Source organism: Pimelobacter simplex, from assembly GCF_900114845.1.
GTDB lineage: Bacteria > Actinomycetota > Actinomycetes > Propionibacteriales > Nocardioidaceae > Nocardioides > Nocardioides simplex.
This window is the reverse complement of the sequence record NZ_FOUK01000003.1, coordinates 99096-125145: the sequence shown is the minus strand read 5'-3', so window position 1 is coordinate 125145 and position 26050 is coordinate 99096. Positions and strand designations below refer to the sequence as shown.

The 26050-nt window shown below is 72.9% G+C and carries 33 protein-coding genes; 10 read left to right on the top strand and 23 right to left on the bottom strand.

The window, feature by feature from the left end; all coding sequences use genetic code 11:
* The first annotated feature begins 67 nt into the window (after window positions 1–67).
* A complete protein-coding gene (locus BM223_RS13220; protein ID WP_038678879.1) occupies window positions 68–532 on the top strand; it encodes a hypothetical protein in 465 nt (154 codons plus the stop codon).
* A gap of 106 nt (window positions 533–638) precedes the next feature.
* On the opposite strand, the gene BM223_RS13215 is transcribed toward BM223_RS13220, so the two are convergent.
* Complete coding sequence (locus tag BM223_RS13215) at window positions 639–1481, bottom strand: undecaprenyl-diphosphate phosphatase (protein ID WP_038678878.1); 843 nt, start codon at window positions 1479–1481, stop codon at window positions 639–641.
* Window positions 1482–1560: 79 nt separating this feature from the next.
* Between BM223_RS13215 and BM223_RS13210 the strand changes: the two genes are divergently transcribed.
* Window positions 1561–2514 (top strand): aldo/keto reductase, encoded by a 954-nt coding sequence (locus tag BM223_RS13210; protein ID WP_038678876.1) that lies wholly within the window; start codon window positions 1561–1563, stop codon window positions 2512–2514.
* Window positions 2511–2744, top strand: a complete 234-nt coding sequence (locus tag BM223_RS13205; protein ID WP_075018612.1) for a DUF5703 family protein — start codon at window positions 2511–2513, stop codon at window positions 2742–2744. The genes BM223_RS13210 and BM223_RS13205 overlap by 4 nt, the downstream gene beginning before the upstream one ends.
* 16 nt (window positions 2745–2760) lie before the next feature.
* Here BM223_RS13205 and BM223_RS13200 read toward each other — a convergent pair whose 3' ends face one another.
* Window positions 2761–4101, bottom strand: coding sequence for a M20/M25/M40 family metallo-hydrolase (locus tag BM223_RS13200; protein WP_038678874.1), 1341 nt, complete (start codon window positions 4099–4101; stop codon window positions 2761–2763).
* A 90-nt stretch (window positions 4102–4191) separates the two neighbouring features.
* On the opposite strand from BM223_RS13200, the gene BM223_RS13195 reads away from it, so the two are divergent.
* Complete coding sequence (locus tag BM223_RS13195; RefSeq protein ID WP_038678872.1) at window positions 4192–4965, top strand: hypothetical protein; 774 nt, start codon at window positions 4192–4194, stop codon at window positions 4963–4965.
* 119 nt (window positions 4966–5084) lie between these two features.
* Here BM223_RS13195 and BM223_RS13190 read toward each other — a convergent pair whose 3' ends face one another.
* The 3 genes from BM223_RS13190 to BM223_RS13180 are packed head-to-tail and all read right to left on the bottom strand — an operon-like array spanning window position 5085 to window position 8735.
* On the bottom strand, window positions 5085–5579 hold the full coding sequence (locus BM223_RS13190; protein ID WP_038678870.1) for an aminoacyl-tRNA deacylase: 495 nt from the start codon (window positions 5577–5579) through the stop codon (window positions 5085–5087).
* Window positions 5572–7263, bottom strand: coding sequence for a GMC oxidoreductase (locus tag BM223_RS13185; RefSeq protein WP_038678869.1), 1692 nt, complete (start codon window positions 7261–7263; stop codon window positions 5572–5574). Before BM223_RS13185 ends, BM223_RS13190 begins: the two co-directional genes overlap by 8 nt.
* Complete coding sequence (locus tag BM223_RS13180; RefSeq protein WP_038678867.1) at window positions 7260–8735, bottom strand: flavin-containing monooxygenase; 1476 nt, start codon at window positions 8733–8735, stop codon at window positions 7260–7262. Before BM223_RS13180 ends, BM223_RS13185 begins: the two co-directional genes overlap by 4 nt.
* Before the next feature lie 70 nt (window positions 8736–8805).
* Here BM223_RS13180 and BM223_RS13175 point away from each other — a divergent pair, with 70 nt between their 5' ends.
* Window positions 8806–9858 carry an AraC family transcriptional regulator gene (locus BM223_RS13175; protein WP_052138606.1) on the top strand — a complete coding sequence of 351 codons (1053 nt, stop codon included), beginning with the start codon at window positions 8806–8808 and terminating at the stop codon, window positions 9856–9858.
* Window positions 9859–9933: 75 nt separating this feature from the next.
* On the top strand, window positions 9934–10896 hold the full coding sequence (locus BM223_RS13170; protein ID WP_052138605.1) for a LysR family transcriptional regulator: 963 nt from the start codon (window positions 9934–9936) through the stop codon (window positions 10894–10896).
* Here the strand turns inward: BM223_RS13170 and BM223_RS13165 are convergent.
* The 6 genes from BM223_RS13165 to BM223_RS13140 form a co-directional block, all read right to left on the bottom strand.
* Entirely contained in the window at window positions 10883–11737 is an 855-nt protein-coding gene (locus tag BM223_RS13165) for an alpha/beta fold hydrolase (protein WP_038678865.1), read from the bottom strand. The two genes, BM223_RS13170 and BM223_RS13165, sit on opposite strands and share 14 nt — an antisense overlap.
* Before the next feature lie 76 nt (window positions 11738–11813).
* Window positions 11814–12608 (bottom strand): ATP-binding cassette domain-containing protein, encoded by a 795-nt coding sequence (locus tag BM223_RS13160; protein ID WP_052138603.1) that lies wholly within the window; start codon window positions 12606–12608, stop codon window positions 11814–11816.
* Window positions 12605–13639 carry an ABC transporter ATP-binding protein gene (locus tag BM223_RS13155; RefSeq protein WP_038678863.1) on the bottom strand — a complete coding sequence of 345 codons (1035 nt, stop codon included), beginning with the start codon at window positions 13637–13639 and terminating at the stop codon, window positions 12605–12607. Before BM223_RS13155 ends, BM223_RS13160 begins: the two co-directional genes overlap by 4 nt.
* On the bottom strand, window positions 13632–14618 hold the full coding sequence (locus tag BM223_RS13150) for an ABC transporter permease (protein WP_038678862.1): 987 nt from the start codon (window positions 14616–14618) through the stop codon (window positions 13632–13634). The genes BM223_RS13155 and BM223_RS13150 overlap by 8 nt, the downstream gene beginning before the upstream one ends.
* Entirely contained in the window at window positions 14615–15544 is a 930-nt protein-coding gene (locus tag BM223_RS13145) for an ABC transporter permease (protein WP_052138601.1), read from the bottom strand. The genes BM223_RS13150 and BM223_RS13145 overlap by 4 nt, the downstream gene beginning before the upstream one ends.
* Entirely contained in the window at window positions 15531–17213 is a 1683-nt protein-coding gene (locus BM223_RS13140; RefSeq protein ID WP_235319266.1) for an ABC transporter substrate-binding protein, read from the bottom strand. The genes BM223_RS13145 and BM223_RS13140 overlap by 14 nt, the downstream gene beginning before the upstream one ends.
* Window positions 17214–17464: 251 nt before the next feature.
* On the opposite strand from BM223_RS13140, the gene BM223_RS13135 reads away from it, so the two are divergent.
* Both BM223_RS13135 and BM223_RS13130 read left to right on the top strand, forming a co-directional pair.
* Complete coding sequence (locus tag BM223_RS13135) at window positions 17465–17935, top strand: nuclear transport factor 2 family protein (protein WP_052138598.1); 471 nt, start codon at window positions 17465–17467, stop codon at window positions 17933–17935.
* A 262-nt stretch (window positions 17936–18197) separates the two neighbouring features.
* Window positions 18198–18464, top strand: coding sequence for a hypothetical protein (locus tag BM223_RS13130; protein ID WP_038678859.1), 267 nt, complete (start codon window positions 18198–18200; stop codon window positions 18462–18464).
* Window positions 18465–18473: 9 nt separating this feature from the next.
* Here the strand turns inward: BM223_RS13130 and BM223_RS13125 are convergent, their stop codons facing one another.
* From BM223_RS13125 to BM223_RS13075, 11 genes are all read right to left on the bottom strand, one after another.
* Window positions 18474–18812: a gas vesicle protein K gene (locus tag BM223_RS13125; RefSeq protein WP_038678857.1), complete on the bottom strand. Its 339-nt coding sequence runs from the start codon at window positions 18810–18812 to the stop codon at window positions 18474–18476.
* Window positions 18809–19015 (bottom strand): gas vesicle protein GvpJ, encoded by a 207-nt coding sequence (gene gvpJ, locus BM223_RS13120; RefSeq protein ID WP_038678855.1) that lies wholly within the window; start codon window positions 19013–19015, stop codon window positions 18809–18811. The genes BM223_RS13125 and gvpJ (BM223_RS13120) overlap by 4 nt, the downstream gene beginning before the upstream one ends.
* Window positions 19012–19788, bottom strand: coding sequence for a GvpL/GvpF family gas vesicle protein (locus BM223_RS13115; RefSeq protein WP_038678854.1), 777 nt, complete (start codon window positions 19786–19788; stop codon window positions 19012–19014). Before BM223_RS13115 ends, gvpJ (BM223_RS13120) begins: the two co-directional genes overlap by 4 nt.
* Window positions 19778–20134, bottom strand: a complete 357-nt coding sequence (locus BM223_RS13110) for a gas vesicle protein (RefSeq protein ID WP_038684332.1) — start codon at window positions 20132–20134, stop codon at window positions 19778–19780. The genes BM223_RS13115 and BM223_RS13110 overlap by 11 nt, the downstream gene beginning before the upstream one ends.
* Window positions 20131–20466, bottom strand: coding sequence for a gas vesicle protein GvpO (locus BM223_RS13105; protein ID WP_038678852.1), 336 nt, complete (start codon window positions 20464–20466; stop codon window positions 20131–20133). The genes BM223_RS13110 and BM223_RS13105 overlap by 4 nt, the downstream gene beginning before the upstream one ends.
* A complete protein-coding gene (locus BM223_RS13100; RefSeq protein WP_038678850.1) occupies window positions 20459–20704 on the bottom strand; it encodes a gas vesicle protein GvpG in 246 nt (81 codons plus the stop codon). The genes BM223_RS13105 and BM223_RS13100 overlap by 8 nt, the downstream gene beginning before the upstream one ends.
* Window positions 20695–21495 carry a GvpL/GvpF family gas vesicle protein gene (locus BM223_RS13095; RefSeq protein WP_052138597.1) on the bottom strand — a complete coding sequence of 267 codons (801 nt, stop codon included), beginning with the start codon at window positions 21493–21495 and terminating at the stop codon, window positions 20695–20697. The genes BM223_RS13100 and BM223_RS13095 overlap by 10 nt, the downstream gene beginning before the upstream one ends.
* Entirely contained in the window at window positions 21495–21917 is a 423-nt protein-coding gene (gvpJ, locus tag BM223_RS13090) for a gas vesicle protein GvpJ (protein WP_038678848.1), read from the bottom strand. Before gvpJ (BM223_RS13090) ends, BM223_RS13095 begins: the two co-directional genes overlap by 1 nt.
* Before the next feature lie 34 nt (window positions 21918–21951).
* Window positions 21952–22923 (bottom strand): SRPBCC family protein, encoded by a 972-nt coding sequence (locus BM223_RS13085; protein WP_075018611.1) that lies wholly within the window; start codon window positions 22921–22923, stop codon window positions 21952–21954.
* 5 nt (window positions 22924–22928) lie between these two features.
* Window positions 22929–23639, bottom strand: a complete 711-nt coding sequence (locus BM223_RS28995) for a histone protein (RefSeq protein ID WP_158510199.1) — start codon at window positions 23637–23639, stop codon at window positions 22929–22931.
* A 109-nt stretch (window positions 23640–23748) separates the two neighbouring features.
* Window positions 23749–24294 (bottom strand): DUF1269 domain-containing protein, encoded by a 546-nt coding sequence (locus tag BM223_RS13075; RefSeq protein ID WP_038678847.1) that lies wholly within the window; start codon window positions 24292–24294, stop codon window positions 23749–23751.
* A 118-nt stretch (window positions 24295–24412) separates the two neighbouring features.
* On the opposite strand from BM223_RS13075, the gene BM223_RS13070 reads away from it, so the two are divergent.
* Both BM223_RS13070 and BM223_RS13065 read left to right on the top strand, forming a co-directional pair.
* Window positions 24413–24658, top strand: coding sequence for a hypothetical protein (locus tag BM223_RS13070; protein ID WP_038678845.1), 246 nt, complete (start codon window positions 24413–24415; stop codon window positions 24656–24658).
* A gap of 10 nt (window positions 24659–24668) precedes the next feature.
* Window positions 24669–24989 carry a hypothetical protein gene (locus BM223_RS13065; protein ID WP_038678843.1) on the top strand — a complete coding sequence of 107 codons (321 nt, stop codon included), beginning with the start codon at window positions 24669–24671 and terminating at the stop codon, window positions 24987–24989.
* A gap of 212 nt (window positions 24990–25201) precedes the next feature.
* Here BM223_RS13065 and BM223_RS13060 read toward each other — a convergent pair whose 3' ends face one another.
* On the bottom strand, window positions 25202–26026 hold the full coding sequence (locus BM223_RS13060; RefSeq protein WP_052138596.1) for a mechanosensitive ion channel family protein: 825 nt from the start codon (window positions 26024–26026) through the stop codon (window positions 25202–25204).
* Window positions 26027–26050 lie beyond the last annotated feature (24 nt).

Sequence of the window (26050 nt, the reverse complement as noted above, 5' to 3'; positions counted from 1 at the left end):
TGGTAGTGGTCTGAACACTGAGTTACATGGCGCAGCGGCCCGCGGACGGCGCCGCCATACTGACCGCATGCGGACCGCCCGGACGACGCTGGTGCTCACCGCGGCGACCGCCACCCTGGCGTCGATGACCGCGGTCGGCGCCGTCCTGGCGTACGACGGCGGCGCCGGGCTCTACGGATGCACCCGCGGCGACGTCGACTTCGGCCGCCGCCTGACCGACGACCCGGCGCTGGCCGCGCTGGCCGGCCGGCTCGATCCCGGTGCCGAGCCGGACTGGTCCTGCGACCAGGACGATTCGTCGGTCGCGGCCAGCCTCGAGCTCGTCACCGGCCTGGAGCGCGACGCCGCTCTCCCGGCGGGCGGCGCCGTCCTGGAGGAGGCCGGGTGGGTGCGCAGCGAGCGGAGGGCGTGGTGCTTCGAGAAGCGGATCGGCGGGCGCCGTGTGAGCGCGACGCTGACCTACGACGACGAGTTCCGGTCCGACCCGCGCACCGACCTGGGCATCACGCTGCATCGCCACGGCAGGTGCTGAGCCCCTTGTAACTCAGTGTTCAGACCACTACCCGGGTGGTGGACACCCCTGGTAGTGGTCTGAACACGTAGTTACAAGGCGGAGCGCGGTGACAAGGCCCGGCGGGCTAGGCCGCCAGGACGCCCGTCCCCAGCAGCACCAGCACGGCCGCACCCAGCACCACCCGGTACAGCACGAACGGCGTGTACGAGCGGGTGCTGACCCACTTCAGCAGCCACGCGATGGCGGCGTAGCCCACGACGAACGACACGATCGTCGCCGTGATCGTCGGGCCCCAGCCGTAGTCGGCCTCGCCCGGGTGGGCGGTGCCGACGTTGGCGATCTCCTTGAGCTCGAACAGCCCCGCGCCGACGACGGCGGGGATGGCGAGGAGGAAGGCGAAGCGGGTGGCGGCCTCGCGCTCGTAGCCGAGGAAGCGGCCCATCGAGAGGGTGGCGCCCGAGCGGGAGACGCCGGGGACGAGGGCGAGGGCCTGGGCACCGCCCATGAGGGCGGCGTCACGGAGGGTCATCTGCTTGATGGCGCGCTCGTTGCGTCCGATCCGGTCGGCGAGGCCGAGGACGAGGCCCATCACGATGAGGGTGCAGCCGATGATCCAGAGGTTGCGGAAGTCCTTCTCGATGACGTCCTTGAGCAGGATGCCGAGGATCACGATGGGCATCGAGCCGACGATGATGTACCAGCCCATCCGGGCGTCGAGGGAGCCGCGGTACTCCGGCTTGACCAGCGAGAGCACCCAGGCGCGGGCGATCCGCCAGATGTCCTTGCGGAAGTAGACGAGGACGGCGAGCTCGGTGCCGATCTGGATCACCGCGGTGAACGCCGCGCCCGGGTCGCCCCAGCCGAACAGCTCGGGGAAGATCCGCAGGTGCGCGCTGCTGGAGATCGGGAGGAACTCGGTCAGTCCCTGGAGCACGCCGAGGAACACTGCCTGGAGGAAGTCGACCACGACGGCACATCCTAGGGAGTCGCTGGTTGGCGGTGTGGCGGCGCACCGGTCCCGGGGCGGGCCGGATACCTTGTGCCCCATGCAGCAGCGGTACGTCGGCGCCAGCGGCCTCCAGGTGTCGCGGCTCGCCCTGGGCACGATGACGTGGGGCAAGGACACCGACGAGCACGAGGCGCGCGACCAGCTCGCGGCGTACGTCGAGGCCGGCGGGACGACGATCGACACCGCCGCCGGCTACACCGACGGGCGCTCCGAGGAGCTGATCGGCTCCCTCCTCGGCGACGTCGTACGACGCGACGAGGTGGTCCTCGCGACCAAGGCGGGCATCTGGCGGCGCGGGTCCGAGCGGGTCACGGACACCTCCCGCGGGGCGCTGCTGCGCGGGCTCGACCGCTCGCTCGAGCGGCTCGGCACCGACCACGTCGACCTGTGGCAGGTGCACATCTGGAGCGACGACGTGCCGCTCGAGGAGACGCTCGCCGCGCTCGACCACGCGGTGAGCAGCGGGCGGGCGACGTACGTCGGGATCTCCAACTACAACGGCTGGCAGACCGCCCGCGCGGCGACGCTGCAGGAGGCCGTGCCGGGGCGGGCCCGGATCGTGTCGACCCAGATGGAGTACTCGCTGGTCAACCGGCGCATCGAGCGCGAGGTGCTGCCCGCGGCCGAGGCGCTCGGGATCGGCGTCCTCCCCTGGTCGCCGCTGGGCCGGGGCGTGCTGACGGGCAAGTACCGCACGGGCACGCCGTCGGACTCCCGGGCCGCCTCCCCCGTCTTCTCCGGCTTCGTCGAGGCCTACCTCGACGACCACAGCCGCGGCATCGTCGAGGCGGTCGCCCGCGCGGCCGACGGCCTCGGCTGGACGCCGCTCGAGGTGGCCCTCGTCTGGGTCCGCGACTCCCCCGGCGTCACCGCGCCGGTCGTCGGCGCGCGGACCGCCCACCAGCTGAGTGCCGCCCTCGCCTCCGAGGAGAAGGTGCTGCCGCCCGAGATCCGGGCCGCGCTCGACGACGTGTCGGCAGGTGCCGCATGAGCCGCGCGCTGCTCCGGCCCGGCCTGATGCGCGGGCTCGGGCGCGGTGTCGAGTGGGAGTTCGAGCGGGTCACCTTCGACCGCGACTTCTCGCGCAACGTCGTCACCAAGCTGCTCGTCGAGCGCGCCGAGCACGGCGGCTGGGAGCTCGACCGGGTGCAGATCGGCCCGGACGGCAAGCGGCGCGTCGTGCTGCGCCGCAAGATCATCCGGGCCGTCCGCACCGCCTGAGCGGCGGCAGTCCTCGTCAGATCTCGTCGAGGAAGCGGTCCATCACCCGCGCACCGAACTCCAGCGCGTCGACCGGCACCCGCTCGTCGACGCCGTGGAAGAGCGCGGTGAAGTCGAGGTCGTCGGGCAGCCGCAGCGGCGCGAAGCCGTAGGAGCGCATGCCGAGCATGCTGAAGTGCTTGGCGTCGGTGCCGCCGCTCATCAGGTACGGCGCGACGAGGGCGTCGGGGTCCTCGGCGAGCAGGCTGCGGGTCATCGCGTCGACCAGGGCGCCCTCGTACGGCGTCTCCCACGGGGGCTGGCGCGAGACGAAGTCGATGTCGATGCCCTCGCCGGTCAGCTCGGCGAGCGTCGTGAAGAACTCGTCCTCGAAGCCCGGCAGGAAGCGGCCGTCGACGTGCGCGGTGGCGTCGGTGGGGATGACGTTCACCTTGTAGCCGGCCTCGAGCATGGTCGGGTTGGTGGAGTTGCGGAGCACGGCGCCGAGCATCCGGGCGGCGCCGCCGAACTCCTCGACGAGCGCGGGCGCGTTCTCGGGGGTGGCCTCGACGCCGGCGAGCTCGCCGACGGTGGCGAGCAGCGTCCGCATGGTCGGGGTGAGCCGGACCGGCCAGTCGTGGGCGCCGATCCGGGCGACGGCGGCCGCGAGCCGGGTGACGGCGTTGTCGTCGTTGAGCATGGAGCCGTGGCCCGCCCGGCCGCGCGCGCTGAGGCGCATCCAGGCCATGCCCTTCTCGGCTGCCTCGATCAGGTAGAGCCGGCGTCCGCGCACGGTCGTGCTGAAGCCGCCGACCTCGCCGACGGCCTCGGTGCAGCCCTCGAACCACTCGGCGTGGTTCTCGACGAGCAGCTGGGCGCCGTCGTGGCCGCCGGCCTCCTCGTCGGCGGTGAAGCAGAGCACGACCTCGCGCTCCGGCGCCCGGCCGGCGCGCTGCCGGGCCCGGACCACCGAGAGCAGCATCGCGTCGAAGTCCTTCATGTCGACCGCGCCGCGGCCCCAGACGTAGCCGTCCTGGACCTCGCCGCTGAACGGGTGGACCTGCCAGTCCTCGGCCGCGGCCGGGACGACGTCCAGGTGGCCGTGCAGCAGCAGCGCGCCTCGATCAGCGGCCGCCGAGCCGGAGCCGGAGCCCCCGCCCGCACCGCCCCAGCGCGCCACCACGTTGGCCCGGCCCGGCTTGGTCTCGATCACCTCGGCGGCGATGCCGACCTCGTCGAGCAACCCGGCGACGTACTCGGCCGCCTTGCGCTCGCCAGGGCCCTCGTCGGAGCCGTAGTTGGAGGTGTCGATCCGGATCAGCTCACGGCACAGGTCGACGACCTCGCCGGCGACATCGTGGGTGGTGGAGTCGGCCATGGCGCCATCGTCGCACCTGCGGATCAGCGGGTGAACTCGGCCCGTCGCGGGAGCTCCGGTTCAAGCCTCGAGAAGCACTACCGTGGCGCCGTGGCACCCCCTGAGTGGAAGCAGTACTCCCCCGACCCGCAGCGGCGCAGCGACGGGTTCGACCCTGCGGACACCGCCGGCCGGCCCGAGATCACGCCGTACGCGGCGCCTGCGGAGCTGCCGTACGTCCGCACGGTCGAGGAGCGCACCGTCCGCCGCGGTCCCCAGGGCGCGGGGAGCAAGCTGCTGGTCCTGTTCCTCCTGGCGGTCGTGGTCGTCGGGGGCATCGTGATCGGCCGCGCGGACCGCGACCCGGGCCCGGGTGAGGTGGTGCCGCGGCTCGCGGCCGAGCCCGAGCGGCCCGGTCCCAGCCCGATGGGTGCCCAGGGCTTCGGCCGCCTGCTCGCCGCTCTCCAGGAGCGGCAGGGCAGCACGCTGGTCTTCCAAGCCGTCCTCCACGACTCCTACGCCGAGCTGACCGTGCCGTTCGCGACCCCGGTGGCGCGGGGCGACCAGCGCGCGATCGAGCTCTTCTGGGACGGCACCAGGCTGAGCGACCGAGGCGACACCAGCGGGCGCATGGCGCCGCACGACCTCGCGGACCTCGCCGGCACCGACCTGGCCGGCCTGTGCGCCACGGCCCGCGCGCTGCTCACCGCCGCGGACAGCTGCTACCTGATCATCGCCCGGCCCGACCCGGCCTCGACCCAGCGCACCCTCATCTCCGCCTGGGCAGGCGCACCGTTCGACGCGAGCGCCATGGTGCGGTTCGACCGGCACGGCCGGAAGGTCGACCAGACGGTCTCGCGGCCGCAGCCCGACGGTCCGGAGTGATGGCGGCTGGCGCGCGCGACGGCGGCGGCGACTGGGCGTACGAAACTGCCGGTGGGCGCACGGAGTTCCCTGGGCCCACCGGCAGTTTCACCGCCTAGGCGGTGAAACTGCCGCCAACCTCAACCCGCAGGCGCGGTGACGTCGGCGACCGTCGCGCCGAGCGCCGCGACCAGCGCGTCGCCGTCGAGCGTGAGGGCGACGCCGTACCCGCCGCCGCCGACCGAGACGGTCCCGGTGACCCGGCTGTCGGCGATGACGGGCAGCGGGGTCGTGGCGCCGAGCGGGGTGATGGTGCCGCGCACGTAGCCGGTCACCTCGCGGGCGGCGTCGGCCGAGGGCATCGAGATCCGGTTGACGCCGAGGAGGGCGCGCAGCTGGGGCCAGGAGATCTCCCGGTCGCCGGGCACGAGCACGAAGCGGTGGTCGCCGTCGGCGACGCGGACGACCATCGTCTTGACGATCTGGCGTGGCTCGATGCCGCGGACCGCGGCGGCCTCCTCGAGCGAGCCGACCGGGCCGTGCCGGGTGACCTCGTAGGTGAGGCCGAGCGCGTCGGCCGCGGCGATGGCGCGCGCGGAGCGGTCGGTGTCGGTGGGCTCGGGCTGCTCAGGCACGCCACCAATCTAGGACGCGGTACCCAGCCGGGGCGCTCGCCGGGACGGCGGGCGCGCGGGGCGCGACCGGCGCCACCCGCGTGTACGACGAGCCGCGCGCCGGCCGCGGGTCGGCGTCCCCCTTGTTGGGCCACATCGCGACGGCCCGCTCCGCCATCGCGGTGATGGTGAGCGAGGGGTTGACGCCGAGGTTGGCGGCGACGGTGGAGCCGTCGATGACGTGGAGGCCGTCGTGCCCGTGCAGGCGGTGGTAGGGGTCGACGACGCCGTCGGCCGCGGTCTCCCCGATCGGGCAGCCGCCGATGAGATGGCCGGTGGCGGGCACGTTGACCAGGTCGGCCCAGGTCCCGCCGGGGATGCCGTCGACCTCGTCGGCGACGCGCCGGGCGACGTCGTGGCCCTGGGGGATCCAGACCGGGTTGGCGGCTCCGGTCCCCTGCCGCGTCGACATCGTGCGTCCCCACGGCCGCCGGCGCAGGTACGTCGTCAGCGAGTTGTCGAGGCTCTGCATCACGAGCAGCACGATGGTCTGCTCCGACCACCCGCGCGGGTCGTGGAGCCGGGGCAGGTCGCGCCGGTGCCGCCACATCTCGCGCAGCCCGGCGAGGGCGCGGGAGCGGCCGTCGGCGGGCGCGTCGGTGAGCGCGGCCATCAGCAGGCCGAGCAGGTTGCTGCCCCGCCCGTAGCGGACCGGCTCGACGTGGGTGTGCTCGTCGACGTGGAGCGACGAGGTGATCGCGACGCCGCGTGAGTAGTCGACGTCGTCGCCGCGGGCGCGCACGCCGAGGATCGCCTCCGAGTTGGTCCGGGTCAGCTCCCCCAGCCGGGGCGAGACGTGCGGCAGGCTGCCGCGCTCGCGCAGCCGGTGGAGCAGCCGCTGGGTGCCGAGCGAGGCAGCAGCGAACACGACCTGGTCGGCGGTGAAGGTGCCCCGGCCGCGGCGGAGCTTGCCCTCGGTGCGGCGCGTGGTGACGGCGTACCCGCCGTCGGGGCACGGCCGGACGTCGGTGACGGTGGTGAGGGGGTGGACGACGGCGCCGGCCGCCTCGGCGAGGTGCAGGTAGTTCTTGACCGTCGTGTTCTTCGCGCCGACCCGGCATCCGGTCATGCAGGCGCCGCAGTCGGTGCAGGTCGTGCGCTCGGGACCCGCGCCGCCGAAGAACGGGTCGGGCACGCGCTGGCCCGGTCGCTCGCCGAAGAGCACGCCGACGTCGGTCGGGCGGAAGCTCTCGCCCACGCCGAGGCGCTCGGCGACCGAGCGCATCACCCGGTCCGACGGCGACGTGTGGGGGTACGGCGTCACGCCGAGCATCCGGCGCGCCTGGTCGTAGTAGGGCGCGAGCTCGTCGGCCCAGTCGGTCAGGTGCGCCCAGTGCGGGTCGTCGTAGAACGCCGACGGCGGCTCGTAGAGGGTGTTGGCGTAGACGAGCGACCCGCCGCCGACGCCTGCGCCGGTCAGCACGAGGACGTCCTTGAGCAGGGTCATCCGGAGCAACCCGTAGCAGCCGAGGGCCGGGTTGAAGACGTAGTCGCGGACCTTCCACGAGCTGGTCGGCAGCTCGTCGTCGGTGAAGCGGCGCCCCGCCTCGAGCACACCGACGCGGTAGCCCTTCTCGGCCAGCCGGAGCGCGGTGACGCTGCCCCCGAAGCCGGAGCCGATCACCAGGACGTCGTAGTGGGTCATCGGGCCTCCGCCTCGTCGCGCCGCTCGGCGAGCCGCCGGAAGTCGGCGGGGTCGAACCGGGCGGTGCGCCGGCGGTACTCGGTCACCGTGCCCGGCCAGTTGGTCGTGATCCGGCCGCCGGGGTCGCGGTACCAGCTCGCGCACGAGCTCCACACGCTGCCGGCCAGCCGGTCCTGCATCTCCTCGTCGTAGGCCGCCGCCCGGTCGGCGCGGACCTCGAGCGGCCCGTGCGCGGCGATCTCGCGGACCGCCTGGACGACGTAGCGGGCCTGCGCCTCCAGCATCCCGATGATCGAGCTGCCGCCCAGGTTGGTGTTGGGGCCGTAGATCACGAAGAAGCTCGGGAAGCCGGGCACGCTCAGCCCGAGGTGCGCGCGGGCACCGCCCTCCCAGGCGTCGGCGAGGCGGACGCCGTCGCGCCCGGCGACCTCCATCGGCACCAGGAACTCGGTGGCCGCGAAGCCGGTCCCGAGGACGAGCACGTCGAGCTCGTGGAGTCGGCCGTCGGCGGTCCGGACGCCGCCGGGCTCGACCGCGGTGATCGCGTCGCCCACCACGTCGACGTGCGGCCGGGTGAGCGCGGGGTACCAGTCGTTCGAGAACAGCAGCCGCTTGCAGCCGAGCGGGTAGTCCGGCACCAGGCGCGCCCGCAGCGCCGGGTCGGGGACCTGGCGGCGCAGGTGGAGCTGCCACGCACGGTGCAGCACGGCCGCCAGCCGGCCGTCGGAGTCGAGGGTCCGGTTGAGCTGCTCGGAGAGGTGGAAGACGCCCTGCCGGGTGGCCCGGTGCAGCCGCGGGTGCCGGGCGAACCGGTGCTGCTGGCGCCGGGAGTAGGCGCCGTCGGGCTTCGGGACGACGTACGGCGCCGAGCGCTGGAAGACCGTCATCGCACCGACCCGGTCGACGATCGCCGGGACGAGCTGGATGGCGCTCGCACCGGTCCCGATCACGCCCACCCGGCGCCCGGCCAGGGCGACGTCGTGGTCCCAGGTCGCAGAGTGGAAGACCGGGCCCGCGAAGCTGTCGAGCCCCGGGAGGCGCGGCACGGCGGGCCGGGAGAGCTGCCCGACGGCGGACACGAGGACGTCGGCGCTCAGCGTCTCTCCGGTGGCGAGGGTGACGTGCCAGCGGCGGGCGGGCTCGTCGTACCGGGCGTGGGTGACGTCGGCGCCGGTGCGGACCCGGTCGCGCAGGCCGCTGCGCCGGGCGTGGTCGCGGATGTAGTCGAGGATCTCGGGCTGGCGCGCGTAGCGGTGCGACCAGTCGGTCTTGGGCGCGAACGACCAGGAGTAGAGCACCGACGGGACGTCGCAGGCCGCGCCCGGGTAGACGTTGTCGCGCCACACGCCACCGACGTCGCCGGCGCGCTCGAGCAGCGTGACGTCGTCGAAGCCGGCCGTGCGCAGGTGGTGCGCGGCGGCGAGCCCGCCGAAGCCGGCGCCGACGACGATCACGGAGGGACGGTCTGCCATGGCCCCCACGCTAGGAATCCCGGCGGGTCGGTGCCAGCGACCTCCGGCCAACCGATCCATAATTCCGGCCATGATGTCCGCGCAGTTCGAGTCGGCCGCCACCCGCGACTGGGACTTCCCCCGTCACGTCGCCGGGACGGCGCTGCTCGTCGCGGTCGGGGGCGAGCACGGCCTCGACCCGGCCACGCTGCTGCGCGGCACCGGCCTCACCCCGCGCGACGTGGCGGACCACCACCGCGAGGTCACCGCGGCCCAGGAGCTGCGCGTGGTGCGCAACCTGCTCGCGAGCACCCCGGCCGTGAGCGGCGCCCGCGTGGGCGCGGCCTACCACGCGTCCACGTTCGGGCCGCTGGGCTTCGCCCTCCTGAGCAGCCCGACCCTCGGCGACGCTGCCAACCTGGCGCTGCGGTTCATCGACCTCAGCTTCTCGTTCACGCCGCTCGCTGCCGTCGTCGAGGGCGACGACGTCGTCGTCACCGGTGACGACCGGGGCGTGCCCGACGACGTGCGACGGTTCGTGGTCGAGCGCGACCTGGCGGCGATCTGGACGGTGCTGCGCGAGATCTGCGGCGGGGCGCCCCGGTTGAGCGCGGTCGGCCTTCCGTTCCCCGCACCGCCGCCCGAGCACGACGCCGCCCACCGCGCGGCCTTCGGCGTCACGCCGCGGTGGGCGGCCCCGCACGCGACGCTGCGCTTCGACGCGTCCTGGCTCGGCCTCGCGCTCCCCCAGGCCAACGCGCACGCCTTCGCCCTGGCCGAGTCGCTGTGCCGCGACCTGGTCTCGCCGCGCCGGCGCCGGCACGGGATCGCCGAGGAGGTGCGGATCCTCATCGCCCAGCGCCTCGAGGACGGCGCCCCGATGGCCGCGGTCGCCACCGCCCTCGGCCTCAGCGAGCGCTCCCTGCGTCGCCGGCTCCAGGACGCCGGCACGTCGTACCGCGCCCTGCTGGACGACGTCCGCGCCCGCGCCGCCGAGCGCCTCCTCGCCGACCCGGAGCTCGCCCTCGACGACGTCGCCGCCCGACTGGGCTATGCCGAGGCGACCAGCCTCGTCGTGGCGCACCGCCGGTGGACCGGACGGACCCCGCGCGGGCTCGGGTCGCCGGGGTCCGCGTCCCGATAGCATCGGAACCCCCCGGACACGCCGCGCGGATCCCCCACCGCGACGGACGCCCGGCCGACTCGCGACGGAGCCCGCGTGCCCACGATCGATCCCCGACGACTCCTCGTCCTCCGCGCCTTCGTGCTCTCCGACTCGGTCACCGCGACCGCGGCGGCGCTGCACCTGACGCCGTCGGCGGTCTCCCAGCAGCTCTCCGCGCTGGAGCGCGAGGTGGGGCACGCTCTCGTGGTGCGGACCGGCCGCAAGCTGGCGCTGACGCCGGCCGGGCGCATCCTCGCCGAGCACGCCGAGGAGATCAGCTCGCGGCTCAAGCTGGCCGAGGCCGACCTGGCCGCGCACGCGGGCGGCGTCCTGGGGCAGCTGCGGATCGGCGCCTTCCCGACGGCGATCAACGGCGTCGTGGCACCGGCGATCGTCGAGCTGCGGCGCCAGGCGCCGGGGGTGAGCGTGACCGTCGTCGACGCAGAGGCGCACATGAGCCACCGGATGCTCATGCGGGGCGACATCGACGTCACGGTGAGCCTGGAGTACGAGTCGGACCCCGAGCGCGACTCCCCCGACATCGCCAAGTTCCCGCTCTACATCGAGCGGTTCCGGGCCGTGCTCCCCCACGGGCACCCCCTCGCCGGCGAGGAGGGCATCGAGCTCACCCAGCTCACCGAGGACGGCTGGATCATGCCGTCACCGGGCAACCCGTGCCGCGCGATGGTGCTGCAGGCATGCGCCGAGGTCGGCTTCCACCCGCCGATCGCGCACGTCTCGGACGACTACCGCGCGGCGCTCGCCCTGGTCGCGGCCGAGGCGGGCATCTGCCTGGTGCCCGAATCCGCGCTCTCGGCCCGCGACGCCGACTGGGTGACGATCCTGCCGACCCGCGGCATCGCGCCGCTGCGCAAGGTGATCATGACGACGCGGCGCGACAACCAGGGGCACCCCGTCGTCCGCGCGGGGTTGGACGCGATGCGGGCCGCGCTCGCCGAGCCGGACTCGGAGATCCACGGCCCGCTCGCGCGGTCCGACACGTTCAGCGTCGAGTGACGGCTCCGGCCGACGGGGCGTTCTCGCGCAGGAAGGCGTCGACGTGCCGGTGGTACTCCTCGGGCACGTCCCGGCGCACGCAGTGCCCCGCGCCGTCGATGACGACGACGTCGAAGCCCGGCGCGACGGCGGTGAGCCGGTCGCGGGAGTGCTTGTCGACGATGACGTCGCCGGTGCCCGTCACGAGCAGCGCGGGCACGCCGGCCGGTCCGACGGTGATCTGGCGCGCGGTCGGCGTCCAGATCCGGCGCTTCTCGTGCAGGCGCTGCTCCATGTAGTCGGTGTCGACGGCCTTCATCGCCTCGGCCAGCGGCAGCAGCTCCTGCTCGGGCCAGTGCGGCTTGAGCTCGCGCTGCAGCGCGACGAGGTCGTCGAGCGTCGAGGTCTCGACCTCGTCGAAGGGGTCCCGCTCACGCTGGTCGGCCGGCACGCTCAGCCACGGGTTGGGACCGGCCTCGGGCACCCACCACGGCGGGTCCTCCAGGACCACGCCCGCCACCAGGTGCGGCGCGTCGGCCGCGACGAAAGCGGCGATCCGGGCCCCCATCGAGTGCCCGACGACCAGCGTCTTGCGGCCGGTCGCCTCGAGCAGGTCGCTGAGGATGTCGATCGCGTCCTGCACCATCACGTCGGTCGACGGCACGCCCTCGTGGTCGGCGCGGCGGCCGGGCGACTTGCCGTGGCCGCGCGCGTCCGGCGCGACGATGTGGAAGTCGCCGCCCCACCGGTCGACGGCGTCGCCGTAGCACGCGCCGGACTCCACGGCGCCGTGCAGGATCAGGATGGCGGGCGCATCGGCTGCGTCCCGCCCGTACGTCCGGACGAACAGGTCGGTTCCCACGTCTCTTCTCTCTATCGGTGCGTCATGTGCTGATCGTGGCACGGCCCGTCGGCGCCGTGCAGCGCTCGGGCGAAGGTCAGGTCGGCAGCTCGGCCTCCGGGGTCGCGGCCACGAGCGCCTGCGTGCAGGGGTGCTGCGGGGATCGGAAGATCTCGTCCGACGGGCCGGTCTCGACGACGCGCCCGCGCTGCATGACGGCGACCCGGTCGCTGTAGAGCCGGATGACCGCCAGGTCGTGGCTGACGTGCAGGAACGAGATCCCCTGGTCGCGCTGGAGGTCGGCGAGCAGGTTGAGGATCTGGGCCCGCACGCTGACGTCGAGCGCGGAGGTCGGCTCGTCGGCGATGATCAGGTCGGGCTTGAGCGCGAGCGCCCGGGCGACGGCGACGCGCTGGAGCTGGCCGCCGGACGCCTCGTGCGGGTAGCGCCCGAGGTAGTCGGGGCCGAGGCCGACCGACTCCAGCAGTGCGACGAGCTCGCCGGTCGACGTCGTCTCGCCGTGCGCGCGGTAGACGTTCTCGAGCGTCTGCCGCACGGTCTGGCGCGGGTTGAGCGAGGCCAGCGGGTCCTGGAACACCATCGCCACGTTGCGCCGCAGCCGGCGCAGGCCGCGCCGGCTCAGTGCCGCGACGTCCTGGCCGTCGGTGCGGACCGTGCCGGACGTCGGTGTCACCAGGCCGTTGGCCATCCGGGCGAGCGTCGACTTGCCGGAGCCGGACTCGCCGACCAGCCCCAGGGCCTCGCCACGCTCGACCCGCAGCGAGACGCCGTCGACGGCCAGGAAGCCGTTGCGGCGCCGGCCGAAGCCACCCGGCGTCCGGAAGCGCTTGCTGACGTCGGTCATCTCCAGGATCGGGGCGTCGGCGCTCATCGGGCGACCTCCTCGAGGGTCGGGAGCCGGTCGAGGTGGCAGGCGGCGCGGTGCACGCCGCCGTCGGTGCTCGCCGTGCGGAGGGTGGGCAGCGGCACCTCGACAACGCAGCGCTCCCCCACGCGGTCCGCGAGCGCACAGCGGGGCGCGAAGGCGCACCCCGCGCCCGCGTCGCGCAGGGACGTCGGCGCGCCGGGGATCGCGCGGAGCCGGGTCCGCTCCCCGTTGCTGTCGAGACGGGCGTCGAGGCGCGGCGTCGCACCGCGGAGGCCCGCGGTGTAGGGGTGCGCGGGGTGCTCGAAGATGTCGCGCAGGCTGCCGTACTCGGCCTCGCGGCCGGCGTAGAGCACGAGGACGTCGTCCGCCGCGCTCGCCACGACCCCGAAGTCGTGGCTGATCAGCAGCATCGCCATGCCGAACTCCTGCTGGAGCTCGCGCAGCAGCGCCAGGATCTGCGCCTGCACGGTGACGTCGAGCGCCGTCGTCGGCTCGTCGGCGATGAGCAGCGCCGGCCGGTTGACCAGCGCCATCGCGATCACCGCCCGCTGCCGCATGCCGCCGGAGAACTCGTGCGGGAACCGTCGGACGGCGTCCGCCGGCTCGGGGATGCCGACCCGTTCGAGCATCTCCACCGCCCGCAGGCGTGCGGCCCGCCGGCTGACCGAGCGGTCGTGCAGGCGCACCGCCTGGGCGATGTGCGCGCCGATGTCGAGGTACGGGCTCAGTGCCGACATGGAGTCCTGGAACACCATCGCCACGTCGGACCCACGGGCCCGGCGCAGCTCGCGCTCGTCGGCGGAGAGCATCTCGCGGCCTGCGACCACGATCCGTCCACGGGCGCTCGCGGCCTGCGGCAGCAGCTGCATGATCGCGCGGCCGGTGATCGTCTTGCCCGACCCCGACTCGCCGACGACCGCGAGCGTGCGGCCGCCGTCCAGCGTCACCGAGAGGTCGCGGACGACGTCCGCGCTGACGCCGCCGCTGGTGAACGAGATCGACAGGTCCTCGACCTGCAGCACGGGGTCAGGCACGGCGGATCCTCGGGTCGAGAAGGGGCATCAGCAGGTCGGCGATCAGGTTGCCGACGATGATGAGGAAGGCGGAGAAGAGAGTCACCCCGACGACGATGCTCAGGTCGGACTCGTTGACGCCGGAGAGCAGCAGGTCGCCGAGCCCGTGCAGGCTGAAGACCTTCTCCGCGATCACCGAGCCGCCCAGCAGGGCGGTCACGTCGAGCGCGAACATCGCCACCACCGGCACCATCACGCCGCGCACGGCGTGCCGGTTGACCTGCCGGGGCGAGGCGCCGCGGGCGGTCATCGCGACCAGGTGCTCGGCCGAGAGCTCGTTGAGGAGCTGCGTCCGGGTCACCCTGATGTAGCCCGCGGCGAGGATGAACGACAGCACCATCCACGGTCCGATCAGGTGCCAGGCCCAGTCGGCGGGCGACTCCGAGAACGACACGAAGCCCGAGTACGGCAGCGCGTTGAGCATGAAGCCGAACACCTGCACGACCAGCAGGCCGACCAGGAAGGTCGGTACGGACAGGCCGAACATCGCGAACCCGGTCGAGAACCGGTCCACGAGCCCGCCTCTTCGGATCGCCGACAGCGCGCCCAGCCCGATGCCCACCACGAGGCACAGCACCGCCGCTCCCGCGGCGAGCGACAGCGTCACCGGCAGCCGCTCGGTGATGAGCGACGTGACGTCGCTGCGGTTGGGGAACGAGTAGCCGAAGCACGGTGCGTCGCAGTGCACCTGCTGCCGGCCCTCTCCGTACGTGCGGCCGGCGACGAGTCCCTTGACGAACTGGCCGTACTGCCACACGACGCTCTGGTCGGTCTGCATGTAGGCACTGACCTTCTCCTTGGTCTCCGCCGGGCACGGCTTGCCGCACATGGCGCGCGCCGGGTCCTTGGAGGCCCCGAAGAACAGGGCGATCGTCACGAAGGCGATCGCGAGGAGCATGAACACCGCGGTGACCATGCGTCGGGCGATGTAGGTGATCATGCGGCATCCTCCGTGCGCACGTCGAGGACGTCGCGGAGCGCGTCACCGGCGAGCGTGGCGCCGAAGACGATCAGGAACACCACGGCGCCGGGGAAGAGCATGTACCAGACGTCGGCGCCGCTGTAGATCCACGGCAGCGAGTCCGAGAGCAGCTTGCCGAGGTCGGGCACGTCGCCGCGCAGGCCGACGCCGAGGAAGGACAGGCCCGCGACGACGCTGACGTTGGCGGGCAGGGACATCGCGAACAGGACGACGACCAGGCCGAAGAGGTGCGGCAGCATCTCGCGGCGGATGATCTGGCTCGCCGGAGCCCCGGTGGCCCGGGCGGCCTCGACGAAGGCGCGCGCGTTGATGGCGCTCGCCTGGGCGCCGATGATCCGGGCCGGCACGGTCCAGCCGAAGAAGGCGAGGACCAGCACGAGCACCAGTCCACGGGGCATCTCCGGCGGCACGATCGCCATGATCGCGATCACGAACATCAGGCCCGGGAAGCCGAACATGAAGTCGATGAGCCGGCCGCCGACCGCGTTGAGCCAGCCGCCGAAGTAGCCCATCGCCGTGCCCAGGACCGCCGCGACGACGATCGCCAGGATGCTCGCGCCGAACGCGATGAACAGCGAGGAGCGGATGCCGTAGACGATCTGCGCGAACAGGTCGATGCCGGTGACCGGGACGACGCCCAGCCAGTGGTCGGCGCTCACGCCCCCGAGGGCGCCGAGCGGGCGGCCGCCGTCCGGGTCGAGCAGGTCGGTGTGGAAGGTGTGCGGGTCCTGGCCCTCGAGCCGGACCAGCAGCGGGGCGCAGAGCCCCGCGACCAGCGGCACGACGAGCATGACCAGCCCGGCGACGCCTGACTTCCTGCGGAGGAAGCGGCGGAGGACCGACGAGCGCCGGCCCTCCGCCTGCTCGATCTCAGTGATCGACACCGACGACCAGCTCGTTCGCGAACGGCGGGTAGGCGGGCATGAAGTAGTTCAGGATGTTCGACCCGGCCAGTGCCTGCGTGCGCTGCACGAGGAACGGGACGATCGGAGCGTCCTCCATGATCTGCTTGTCGATCGCGGCCCACATCTCGGCGGCCTTGTCGAGGTCGGGCTCGGAGATCGCGGCGTCGATCGCCGCGTCGACCTCGGGGTTGGAGTACTGCGAGGCGTTGCCGCCGCCGTTGCCGATCTCGCTCGACGCGAACAGCGGCTGGATGGTGCTCATGCCGCTCGGGAAGTCGGCGCCCCAGCCGTTCGTGGTCAGGTCGTAGTCACCCTTGGCGTCCGAGATCAGCTCGTACCAGGTGCTGCCGTCGAGACCCTTGAGCTCGACGTCGATGCCGACCCGCTTGAGCGAGTTCTTGACGCTCAGGGCCTCCTTCTCCTCGATCGCGCTGACGTCGGTCGGGTAGGTCAGCGTGAGCTTGAGGTTCTTCACGCCGGCCTCGTCGAGCAGCTCCTTGGCCTTCTCGACGTCACCGGTGTCGCCGCCCGGGTACAGGTCGTAGTCGGTGGCGCCGGGGATGCCCTCGGTCATGATCGACGAGGTGATCTGACCACCGAACTTCGGGCCGCCGTACACGCTCTGGATCTCGGACTTGTTGATCGCGTAGTTGATCGCCTGGCGCACCCGGACGTCGGAGAGGCCGGGCCGCTTCACGTTCATCGCGAGGTAGCGGAAGTAGCCCGAGGGGCCGTTGGCCAGCCGGTCCGAGATCGACGTGTCGGACTCGATCCGCTGGAACTGCGACGGCGAGATGAGCGCGTTGCTGATCGCGTTCTTGTCGTCGCCCTTGTCGTCGATGAGCCGCTGCACGATCGTGTCGTTGTTCAGGCCCATGTCGAGGATGATCTTGTCCGGGCCGGCCAGGCGGGCCTGGTCGGTGTCCGCCTTCCAGTTCGGGTTGCGCTCCAGGACGGCCTGGGTGCCCTTGCTGAAGCTGGTCACCATGTACGGGCCGCTGGCGACCGGCTTCTCGCCGTACGTCTCCGGCTCGGTGTCGGCCGCCTCCGGCACCGGCGCGAAGGCCGGCATGCTCACGATCCACGGCCAGTTGCCGAACGGGCGGGTGAGGTGGAAGACGATCTTGTGCTCGTCGACGACCTCGATGGAGTCGAGCTCCTTGCCGTCGTACGGGCCGTCGTAGTCGGTGCCGCCCTCGAGCAGCGTCTTGTGGTAGCCGAGACCGCCCTGGAACATCGGCGCGAACGACCGCTCGATGCCGTACTTCACGTCCTGCGCGGTGATCGGGCTGCCGTCGGAGAACTTCAGGCCCTCCTGGAGCTCGAACGTCCAGGTCTTGCCGCCGTCGTCGGTCGTGCCGGTGTCCTTGGCGAGGTCGGGGACGAGGATCGTGTCCTTGTCGGGGAACGTCTGCCACGACGTCAGTCCACGGTGCACCCACCGCAGCCGGCTGGTCGGCACCATCTGCGCGTTGGCGGTCTCGAAGGACTCGGTCGCCTTCCGCGAGAGGTAGTGCAGCGTCCCGCCCTGGGGCACGGACTCCATCGCCGTCGTGTTCTTGTCCTTGGTCGAGCCGTCGGACGACGAGTTGGCATTGCAGCCGGCCACCGCGAGGGCCAGGACGAGGGCGAGCCCGACGGGCACCACTCTCCGGGATCGTTTCGCCATAGATCGCGCTTCCTGTGAGGCGGCCCGATCCGATCGGGTCCGCGCTGGGATCTCAGGAAGGGAGTCTGTGGGCGGGCGAGAGTGCGCGTCCATCGAGGAGTTCTGCAGGGCACCTTTCAGAAAATCTGAAAGATCAGAGGCCTCTGCGGGGGCGGCGTCCACGATAGCCGCCGATCCCGCTGGCCGGAAGACCGCGACGTGCACCTGCGCTTCATGTCTAGCCTCGGCCCATGACGTCGCTCTCCCCCGCCGACCACCTCGCCCTCGCCGACCTCGTCCACCGCTACGCGGCCGGCGTCGACGACCGCGACCTCGACGCCGTCCTCGCCCTCTTCGCGCCCGACGCCACCATGACCGCCCCCACCGACCCCGGTCGCTCGCCCGACACCGTCACCCACGACGGGCTCGACGCCATCGCCGCCGCACTCGGCGCGGTGCGCCGGCTGCCGGTGACCGTCCACGCCGTCGTGGGGACCGTGTTCGACGCCGTCTCGGCCGACGAGGCCCGGGGCCGGGTGGCCTGCGTCGCCCACCACGCGTTCGAGCGCGACGGCGGCGCCCGGGACGACACCTGGCACGTCGTCTACCGCGACCACTACCGCCGTACCGACGGGGGATGGCGGTTCGCGCGCCGCGAGCTCGAGGTGCGGCTGCGGACCGCGGGCGACGTCCGGGTGGTCACGCCCGGCGCACCCCGCTGACCCCCCGGGGCGACCCCAGCCGGTCTGGAGCCCACCATCCGACCAGGGCCTCGCCAGTGTGCCCGAGAGCACGCCGACTGCAATTCCGCTACCCGGTCGGCCGCGCGCCAGACCGGCGACCTGAGCAAGAGGGGGCGACCTGACCAGAACCGCCCGGGCCGCCCGTCGGCCCGCATCCGCTGCACGCCCGCGACGTAGGCTGGATAGTGCCCGCCCCCCAGCGCACCCCGCGTCGGCCGGACCGAGCAGCTCGGAGCCCACGATGTCAGGGATCGACCCCCGACCCCCGCGCGAGCAGCGCCACGACCGCGCACTCCTGGGCGCCTGCCTGGCCGAGGTGGACTCGGCCCGCGCGCAGCTCCAGGCGGCCCGCCGTACCGGCGCTCGGCTCGACGCCGAGCCCTTCCGCGCCCACCTCGTCGCGGCGCTCGAGGAGTACGCCGCCACGATCGAGCGCTCCGGAGCGCCGGTGCCGCGCGCCGTCCGAGCAGAGCTGGGCCTCTACCGCAGGCTCGGCCACCGGCTCTAGCCGCGACGGCTAGAGCTCGTCGGTCCGGCCGGGAAGCAGGCTCCCCAGCGGCCCGAGGTCGATGTTGAGGTCCTCAGCGCAGAGCCCGTAGCGGTCCTTCAGGTCCTCCATCGCCTGCTCGAGGTGCATCAGCCCGGTGCCGAGGCCCTCGACCTCGGCGTCGGTCAGGTCCCCCTCGTCGACCCGGCGCAGCGCCTGCTTCTCCATGAGCTGGCGGATCAGCTCGACGACGGTGAGGACCAGCCGCAGCAGGTCGCGCTCGACGGCCTCGGCGTCGGTCTCGAGGCGCTGGGCGACCACCGCCCGGTGCCGGCCGGCGCCGGGGGCGGCCGTCGTCCGGTCGCTCATCCCGCCGCGGCCGTCCGGCGCTCGGCCATCTCGGCCCGGATCGACGTGACGAGCAGCTGCAGCCGGATCTCGACCAGGTCGACGCCGGCGAGCGAGACGACGACGTCGCCGGCGACCACGACGCCCGTGCCGAGAAGCCGGTCGAGCAGGTCGACCAGCGCCACGGGCGCGAGGTCGCGGGTGCGTGCCGCGTCGGTGGTCATCGTGCCTCCAGCATCGCGAAGGAGTACGGCGGCCACGGCCCCCGGCTGTCGACGACCACCCGGTCGTCGTGGGTGCCCAGCTGCTCGACGAGGGCCGCGAACGCGGCGCGCTCCTGGTCGGGCACGAGGTAGGCGGCGTTGAGGACCATCGTGCCCCGGTGGCCGGAGAGCCGCGGGTCCTGGGCGGGAAGGATCCGGCTGGCCCGGGCGAGCAGGACCAGTGCGTCGTGGATCCGCCCGGCTGCCTCGGCGACCGAGCTGTCGTGCGCCGAGCGCCGCTCGGCCAGGAGCTTCTTGCGGCGCAGGTAGTCGGCGCCGTTCGTGACGGCCGGCGCCGCCCCGTCATCGATCGCCTGATCGGTGGGCGCGGTCAGCACCTTCACGCTCCACTCCGAGCAGCCCTCGATCCGGTCGAGCACGTGGGCCAGGTCGACGTACCACTCGCGCAGCCGGGCGCGGACCACCGCGTCGTCGAAGCAGATCGTGGCCAGCCGCATCGGGGCGGTCGGCGCGCACCGGGACACCGCCCGGACGACCTCGTCGTGGACGCGCGCCGTCTCCTCGAGCCAGGCGATGTCCTCGAGGTTGCGGCGCAGCGCCTCCTCACCGAAGACCGCCAGCGACACGGTCGAGACGACGGCCATCAGGTCGTGCTGCACCACGACGTCGAGAGGTGCGTCGCCCAGGGCCGGAACTCCCTGCAGGACGGCGGGATCGAGCCTGCGGCACACCGCGTAGAGGTACCGGGCGGACGAGCGCTCGTCATCCGTCATGGCGCGCCTCCCCCTCCGCGCCGCGGCCCTCGAGCTCGGCGACGCGTTCGCGCAGCTGCCGGTTCTCCTCCTCCATCCCACGCTCGCCCACGGTGAGCATCGGGTCGTGGCGCCACCAGTCGATGCCCATCTCCTCGGCCTTGTCGACCGAGACGACGAGCAGCCGCAGCTTGATCGTCAGCAGCTCGATGTCGAGGAGGTTCACCCGGATGTCGCCGGCGATGATGATGCCCTTGTCGAGGACCCGCTCCAGGATGTCGGCGAGCGAGGCCGGCTCGGGCCCGTGCCGGCTGAGCGACGTGCTGTCCCGGACCCGTTCGAGCGGGCGTCCCGCGGTCTCGCTCATCGCCACTTCTCCCCCGCCGCACCGCGCGTGTACCGGTCGACGCGGCGGTAGCCGAGCAGGTCGCCCGAGCGGTCCAGGTCGACCTCGTACACCGCGAGGACGTCGGTCGTGCCCGGGATCCGGCGGATCTCGACCACCTCGACCTGCACCGTCCACCCCTCGCCGTCGCCGTCGTCCGAGAGCCCGACGACGCCCTCCAGCTCGCGGCCGGTCAGCTCCGCCAGCTGCTGCGCTCCCCGCGCGGCCGCCCGCGGACCCGACAGCCGGGCCGGCCGGCGCGCGCGCTGCTCGGACGCCGCGCTCCGCCTCGGGGTGCCCTCGGTCTCAGCCATGGCCGTCCCTCGCCTGTCCGGTCAGGAGCCGGTCGATCAGCTCCTCCTCCCAGGCCGCGGCGGTGGCCTCGTCGATCCGGCCGTCCTGGCGCCGGCGCTCGACCTCCTCGAGCTCCTGCCGGATGAGGGCCGGGTCGTAGAACCGCTCCTCCGCATGGCGCAGGATCTGGTCGGCGACACCGAGGGTGCCGCGCAACGGCGCCAGCGGCAGGGTGAGGAGGCCGGAGATCAGGCCCATGGCGGGTCTCCCGCGAAGTCGTAGGCCGCCATCGGGCCGACGAGACGGAGCCGGATCTGCTCGTGGTTCTCCTCGGCGAGCCCCTCCAGGCGGTCGAGGAGGTGCTGCGTGCGCGCGTCGTCCACCAGCAGCGCGACGTCGAGAAGCTGGGTGCCCGCCGGCTCGCTGCGGACCCGCAGGTCGGCGACCAGCGGCTCGACACTGCCGAGGAGGACGTCGGCGTCCCGAGCGCCCCGCGCCGCGAGTCCCCGGGCGACGAGCTCCCCCAACCGGATCCGGTCGGGATAGGACGCGTCCTCGCTGACGTCGCGGGTGCGCTCGCGCAGCGCCCGGATCTCCGGGTCGCTCACCACGAGGTCGGCCAGGACGGCGTCCTCCACGTAGGTGGCGCGCAGGTTGAACTGCCGCCGCCCGGTCAGGGCGTCGAGCGTCGCGGCCAGCCGGTCGTGCTGCTCGGAGAGGAAATCGACCACCCCGGCCCGGTCCGGAGCGATGGTCCCGAACCGCACGGGCACGGTCGCGCCCCGAGCGGCCAGTGCGTCGAGCACGCCGTGGTGGTGGAGCAGCTCGGCCCGGCCCGGCCGCACGTACGACGGCGGGGCGGGCGCCACGGCCGCCGCGAGATCCGCGCTGACGACGAACGTCACCCGCAGGTCGTCGGGCATCTCGACGCCGGACGCGCCGGCGGCCGGCACGACCCCGAACACGATGAGTGCGCCGGTCTCGCCGGTCTCGCCGGTCTCGCGGGTCTCGGTCGGTGCCGACGTGCGCGAGGGGGCCCGGGCCGGCATCAGTCCGACTCGGAGCGCCGCCGGCTCGGGGCCTTCCTGGCCGGGCGGCGCTCCCTCTCGTCGTCGTCGTCATCGTCGCTGTGCCCCCGCGAGAGGGCGCGCTTGACGCCCTCGACGGCACCCTGGGCCTTCCCGGCCGCGCCTCCCCGCTGGAGGTCGTGCACCATCTCACCCAGGTCCTTGCCGCCCTTCTCGTAGAGGTCCAGCCGGCTGGTCGCCTCCGCGAACCGGAGGTAGGTGTCGACGCTCGCGATCACGATCCGCGCGTCGATCGTGAGGAGCTCGATCCCCACCAGCGACACCCGGACGTAGGCATCGATCACGATGCCCTTGTCGAGGATCGAGTCGATGACGTCGGCGAGCCCGCTCGGGGCCGGTCGCTCGAGATAGCCTCCCGAGCGCTGGTGCGTCTGGACGGTCATGTCCTGCCTCCTGGTCTCGGTCCGGTCTCGGTGCTCAGCTCGCCCGGCGGCGGGAGCGGGGACGCTCGTCCTCGTCCTCGTCCTCGTAGTCGGGCTCGTCCTCGTACTCGTCCTCGGGCTCGTCTTCCTCGTACTCGTCCTCGGGCTCGTCGTCCTCGGGCTCGTCCTCGTACTGGTCCTCGGGCTCGTCTTCCGGCTCGTCCTCGTACTGGTCCTCGGCCTCGTCGTTCTCCTCGGCGAGCGCGTCCTCGTGGGTCTGCACGACCTCGCCGTCCTGGATCGTCCCGCGCCAGCCCTCCGTCGAGTCCGGGTCGAGGACGGTCTGGGTCATCACGTGGCGCCTGAAGTGCTTGAGCTCGACCCGCGCCCGTCGTCCCTGGGCGCGCCACAGGTTGCCGGTGCGCTCGAAGAGACCCTTGGGGTGGTACTCGAGCACCACGAGGATCCGGGTCAGGTTCGGCCCCAGCTCGTGGAAGGTGACGGCGCCGTCGACGTGCCCCTTGGCGCCCGTGGAGCGCCACACGATCCGCTCGTCGGGGACCTGCTCGAGGATCGTCGCCTCCCAGGTCCGGTGCGACCAGACGATCTGGGCCCGCCAGGTGAGCTTGTTGTCCTCGTCGGACTGGACGTTCTCCACCTTCTTCATGAAGGTCGGGAAGCCGCCGAACTCGGTCCACTGGTTGTACGCGACGCGCACCGGCACGCCGACGTCGATGTCCTCGATGATGTTCGTCGCCTTGGTGGCCTTCGGCGATCCGCTCGTCGACTTCGAGCTGCCCCCACCCACGAGCGGGAGCTTGTCCTTGACCGCCCCCACGGCGCCGACGACGCGCTCGCCGAGCGAGGGACCCGAGCTCGACGACGGCTCGCCGGTCACGACGCCCTCGAGCCGGTCCGCCAGTCCCGCGACGCGGTTCCCGACGGACTCGGCCGCCTTGCCGGCCAGCGCCTGCGCGAGTCCGCCCGACGCGGACAGGAGGCGCGAGTGGCCCTCGGACTTCGCCATCGCCCTCACCTCCTCGAGCTGGCGGACGACTTCTTCGCCGTCCCGCGCCGGCTCGTGGACCGCTTCGCCGCCGTCTTCTTGGCGGGGGCCTTCTTGGCGGCCGTCTTCTTGGCGGCGGCGGTGGTCTTCTTGGCCGGCGTCCTCTTGGCGGGAGCCTTCTTGGCCGGCGCCTTCTTGGCCGCAGCCTTGCGGGGACGCCGCTCCGGCGGGCTCTCCTCGTCCTCGGGCTCGTCCTCGGGCTCGTCCTCGGGCTCGTCGTCCTCGGGCTCGTCCTCGGGCTCTTCCTCGGCCTCGTCCTCGGCCTCGTCTTCGGGCTCCTCGGGCTCCTCGGCCTCCTCGGGTTCCTCGTCCTCGTAGGCCTCGTCCTCGTAGCCCTCGTCGTCGTCCAGCTCGTCGTCGGGCTCGTCGTCGTCCCGGCCCTGGTCGCGCTTCCCGCCCTTCAGCGACTGGGTCAACGACTCCACCCGGGACGCCGTGGCGACGAGCGCCGCCTCGCGGGCGACCTCGACGAGCCGGCCGGTGAGCTGACCCTGCAGCTCCTTGAGCTGGGGATTGCCCTCGACCAGCTTGGCGCCCTGCGCCAGGAGCTGGCGGTTGGTGGCGAGCTTCTTCCCCGCCAGCATCCCGGCGAGGGTCATGGCCAGGCGCAGCTTCTTGGTCCGCCCCAGCAGGTAGCCCCCGGCGACGGCCAGGGCGATCTTCGAGTTCGCAGACATCGTGTGCAGGCCGTCGATGCACTCCCCCCGGGGTGCAGGTCGCGGCCACCTCCCTCGGCAGCCATGTACCCGCGGCCCCACCCACCAGACGCGAAATCAGTGACTGGCGTCACATCTCCCCAATATGGGGGAGGAGTTCGCCGCGGAGCATCTCGACGGCGTGCGTCGTCAGGTCCGCGTGCACCATGACGACGCCCCGGCGGGCCCGTCCGTGCTCGACGATCGGCCGGACGACGTCCAGGTTGACGTCGCTCGCCAGCACCAGCAGCGCGGACGTCCCGGGGGCGAACGCGCGCCGCGCGTCCGCGAGGAGCTGGTGGTCGATGCCCGTGCCGGTGAGCCGGGAGGCCAGGGCCGAGATCCGGTGCCCGCCGTCGGGGCCGGAGTCGGCGAGCAGGCTGACCAGGCTGCAGAGGACGGACGTCCCCGGAGCGGGCGAGCGGCGGCGGAGGTGTCCGACGTGGGGGCGGTGGCTGCCCCGGACCCAGGTCACGGCGACGGCCTCGATGACCACCACGGCGCCCCGCCGGACGAGCTCCTTGAAGCGGACCTCCCCCGCGGCGCCGCCCAGGGGCGAGTCGTACACCCAGATCGTGAGCGACGGCGCCGCGCGCCACCGCTCCGACGGGCTCGAGCCCCGTTGCGTCCCCGGCACGACCGCCTCCTTCCGACCCACGCCTCCCGGTACCCCGAACGCCGCAGAGCAGCATCCGCCGCGCGCCGCCGGGTACCGCTGAGGACTCGGAGGAGAGCAACCAAGGGGGGAACGAACCATGGAACGGAACAACGCGGACAACCCGAACAACGCGGACACGAGAGCGCGCATCGTCGACCTGCTCATGGACAAGGTCGCGGAGGACGCCTTCCCGTCGATCCCGATGATGACGCTGCTCGAGGACCTCCTCGAGCCCGACGAGGTCCCGGCGTACGCCGCGGTCCTCATGCAGAAGATCAGCGAGACCAACTACCCGAGCGTCTCGATGCTGGCCCGGCTGGCATCGCTCGCCGGGAACGACTGAGGAGCCGGCCGTGCGTGTGCTGCGGTGGACGGCGGCCGCCCTGCTGTGGATCGTGGGCGGACTGCTCGGTCTGGTCGGTGGGCTCCTGTGCGTGACGGTGATCCTGCTCCCGCTGGGCATCCCGGTGCTGTTCCTGACCCGCCGGGTGTTCGGCCTGGCCGGCCGCCTGGTCGTGCCGCGCGAGCTCCGGCACCCGATCAGCGAGCTGGCCGACCGTGGGTCCGACGCCGGCAAGAACGCCGCCAAGAACGCCAAGAAGACCGGGAAGAAGACCGGGAAGAAGGCGAAGCACGGCGTCCACGGCCTGCGGAAGCGCCTGCACCTGTCCTGACGATCGCGAGCGGCCGGCCCCACGGCCGGCCGCTCGCCCCACCTCGTTTCCGTTTCCTAGGGGGGAATGATGACGGTTCACCTCGACCGCCACGACCAGGCGGACGTGGACGTCCCCGAGCTGGACGGCCTCGTCCTGGTGATCGCGGTGCTGGTCCTCGCCGGCATCCTGGTCTGGCTCTGCACCTGACGGCACCCCCGGGCCGTGCGCCCTCAGAGCATCTCGTCCGGGCCCCGTCGGGTGTGCGCCCCGGCCGGGTCGGTCGGGTCGGTCGGGTCGGCGGGAAGGTCGTACCGCCGCGTGGCGGTACCGGTCGGGTCGGTCGGGTCGGTCGGGTCCGTGGCCCGGCTCGCGGCGCGGCGGCTGTAGCGGGCCCGCTCGGCCTCCTCGCGTCCCTTCGCGTAGGCGTCCTCCAGCACCCGCTGGGCGACCGGACGGCCACCGAGCCCGAAGGCCAGCGCGAGCCCGAGGGCCAGGGCGCCCATCGTCGCGGCGAACGCGATGCGCACGATCTCCGGGGCGATCTGGAGCTGCTCGAGGATCATGAACATCGCGATGACCATGACCACGGCCGGCAGCACCGTCGCCACGATCTTGCCGGTCGGCGTGTCCCCCATCATCCGGGAGACGCCCGTCGCCACCCCGCTCGACAGCAGCGCCGCAATGACGAAGATCGCGATCGCGACGAGGACGTTCGGCAGGTAGGCCAGCACGTCGTTCATGAAGATCGTCAGCTCCCGGACCTCCAGCGCCGTCACCGCGGCCACGGCGAAGAACACCAGGACGAACCAGAAGACGACCAGCGAGACGGCCCGGGCGACGCCGACGCCGGGCAGTGCCCGGGACAGGTACGCATGGGCGCTCGAGCGCTCCAGGTGGCCGTCGATGCCCGTCATCTCCAGGCCCTTGCGGACGGCGACCTGCACGAGCTTGGCGACGATGAAGCCGATGATCAGCAGCACCAGGAAGCCGATCAGGTTGGGCAGGAATCCGATGAATCTGTCCAGAGCGTTCTGAAAGCTGTCGTCGATGTTCATTTCTCTCTCCCCCAGTAGTGATGG

What these genes read in the sequence shown, in the direction of transcription:
- gvpJ (WP_038678855.1), bottom strand. Translation starts at nt 19,015, where the DNA reads ATGACCACCGACGCGGCACGCACCCGCGACCTCGCGCCCGTGGCGCTG.
- BM223_RS13100 (WP_038678850.1), bottom strand. Translation starts at nt 20,704, where the DNA reads ATGGGCCTGATCTCCGGCCTCCTCACCCTGCCGCTGGCGCCGTTGCGC.
- BM223_RS13175 (WP_052138606.1), top strand. Translation starts at nt 8,806, where the DNA reads ATGATGTCCGCGCAGTTCGAGTCGGCCGCCACCCGCGACTGGGACTTC.
- BM223_RS13200 (WP_038678874.1), bottom strand. Translation starts at nt 4,101, where the DNA reads ATGGCCGACTCCACCACCCACGATGTCGCCGGCGAGGTCGTCGACCTG.
- BM223_RS13125 (WP_038678857.1), bottom strand. Translation starts at nt 18,812, where the DNA reads ATGAGCGACCGGACGACGGCCGCCCCCGGCGCCGGCCGGCACCGGGCG.
- BM223_RS28995 (WP_158510199.1), bottom strand. Translation starts at nt 23,639, where the DNA reads ATGTCTGCGAACTCGAAGATCGCCCTGGCCGTCGCCGGGGGCTACCTG.
- BM223_RS13160 (WP_052138603.1), bottom strand. Translation starts at nt 12,608, where the DNA reads ATGAGCGCCGACGCCCCGATCCTGGAGATGACCGACGTCAGCAAGCGC.
- BM223_RS13105 (WP_038678852.1), bottom strand. Translation starts at nt 20,466, where the DNA reads ATGGCTGAGACCGAGGGCACCCCGAGGCGGAGCGCGGCGTCCGAGCAG.
- BM223_RS13115 (WP_038678854.1), bottom strand. Translation starts at nt 19,788, where the DNA reads ATGACGGATGACGAGCGCTCGTCCGCCCGGTACCTCTACGCGGTGTGC.
- BM223_RS13110 (WP_038684332.1), bottom strand. Translation starts at nt 20,134, where the DNA reads ATGAGCGAGACCGCGGGACGCCCGCTCGAACGGGTCCGGGACAGCACG.
- BM223_RS13095 (WP_052138597.1), bottom strand. Translation starts at nt 21,495, where the DNA reads ATGCCGGCCCGGGCCCCCTCGCGCACGTCGGCACCGACCGAGACCCGC.
- BM223_RS13210 (WP_038678876.1), top strand. Translation starts at nt 1,561, where the DNA reads ATGCAGCAGCGGTACGTCGGCGCCAGCGGCCTCCAGGTGTCGCGGCTC.
- BM223_RS13150 (WP_038678862.1), bottom strand. Translation starts at nt 14,618, where the DNA reads ATGATCACCTACATCGCCCGACGCATGGTCACCGCGGTGTTCATGCTC.
- BM223_RS13070 (WP_038678845.1), top strand. Translation starts at nt 24,413, where the DNA reads ATGGAACGGAACAACGCGGACAACCCGAACAACGCGGACACGAGAGCG.
- BM223_RS13185 (WP_038678869.1), bottom strand. Translation starts at nt 7,263, where the DNA reads ATGACCCACTACGACGTCCTGGTGATCGGCTCCGGCTTCGGGGGCAGC.
- BM223_RS13135 (WP_052138598.1), top strand. Translation starts at nt 17,465, where the DNA reads ATGACGTCGCTCTCCCCCGCCGACCACCTCGCCCTCGCCGACCTCGTC.
- BM223_RS13220 (WP_038678879.1), top strand. Translation starts at nt 68, where the DNA reads ATGCGGACCGCCCGGACGACGCTGGTGCTCACCGCGGCGACCGCCACC.
- BM223_RS13085 (WP_075018611.1), bottom strand. Translation starts at nt 22,923, where the DNA reads ATGGCGAAGTCCGAGGGCCACTCGCGCCTCCTGTCCGCGTCGGGCGGA.
- BM223_RS13130 (WP_038678859.1), top strand. Translation starts at nt 18,198, where the DNA reads ATGTCAGGGATCGACCCCCGACCCCCGCGCGAGCAGCGCCACGACCGC.
- gvpJ (WP_038678848.1), bottom strand. Translation starts at nt 21,917, where the DNA reads ATGACCGTCCAGACGCACCAGCGCTCGGGAGGCTATCTCGAGCGACCG.
- BM223_RS13205 (WP_075018612.1), top strand. Translation starts at nt 2,511, where the DNA reads ATGAGCCGCGCGCTGCTCCGGCCCGGCCTGATGCGCGGGCTCGGGCGC.
- BM223_RS13180 (WP_038678867.1), bottom strand. Translation starts at nt 8,735, where the DNA reads ATGGCAGACCGTCCCTCCGTGATCGTCGTCGGCGCCGGCTTCGGCGGG.
- BM223_RS13060 (WP_052138596.1), bottom strand. Translation starts at nt 26,026, where the DNA reads ATGAACATCGACGACAGCTTTCAGAACGCTCTGGACAGATTCATCGGA.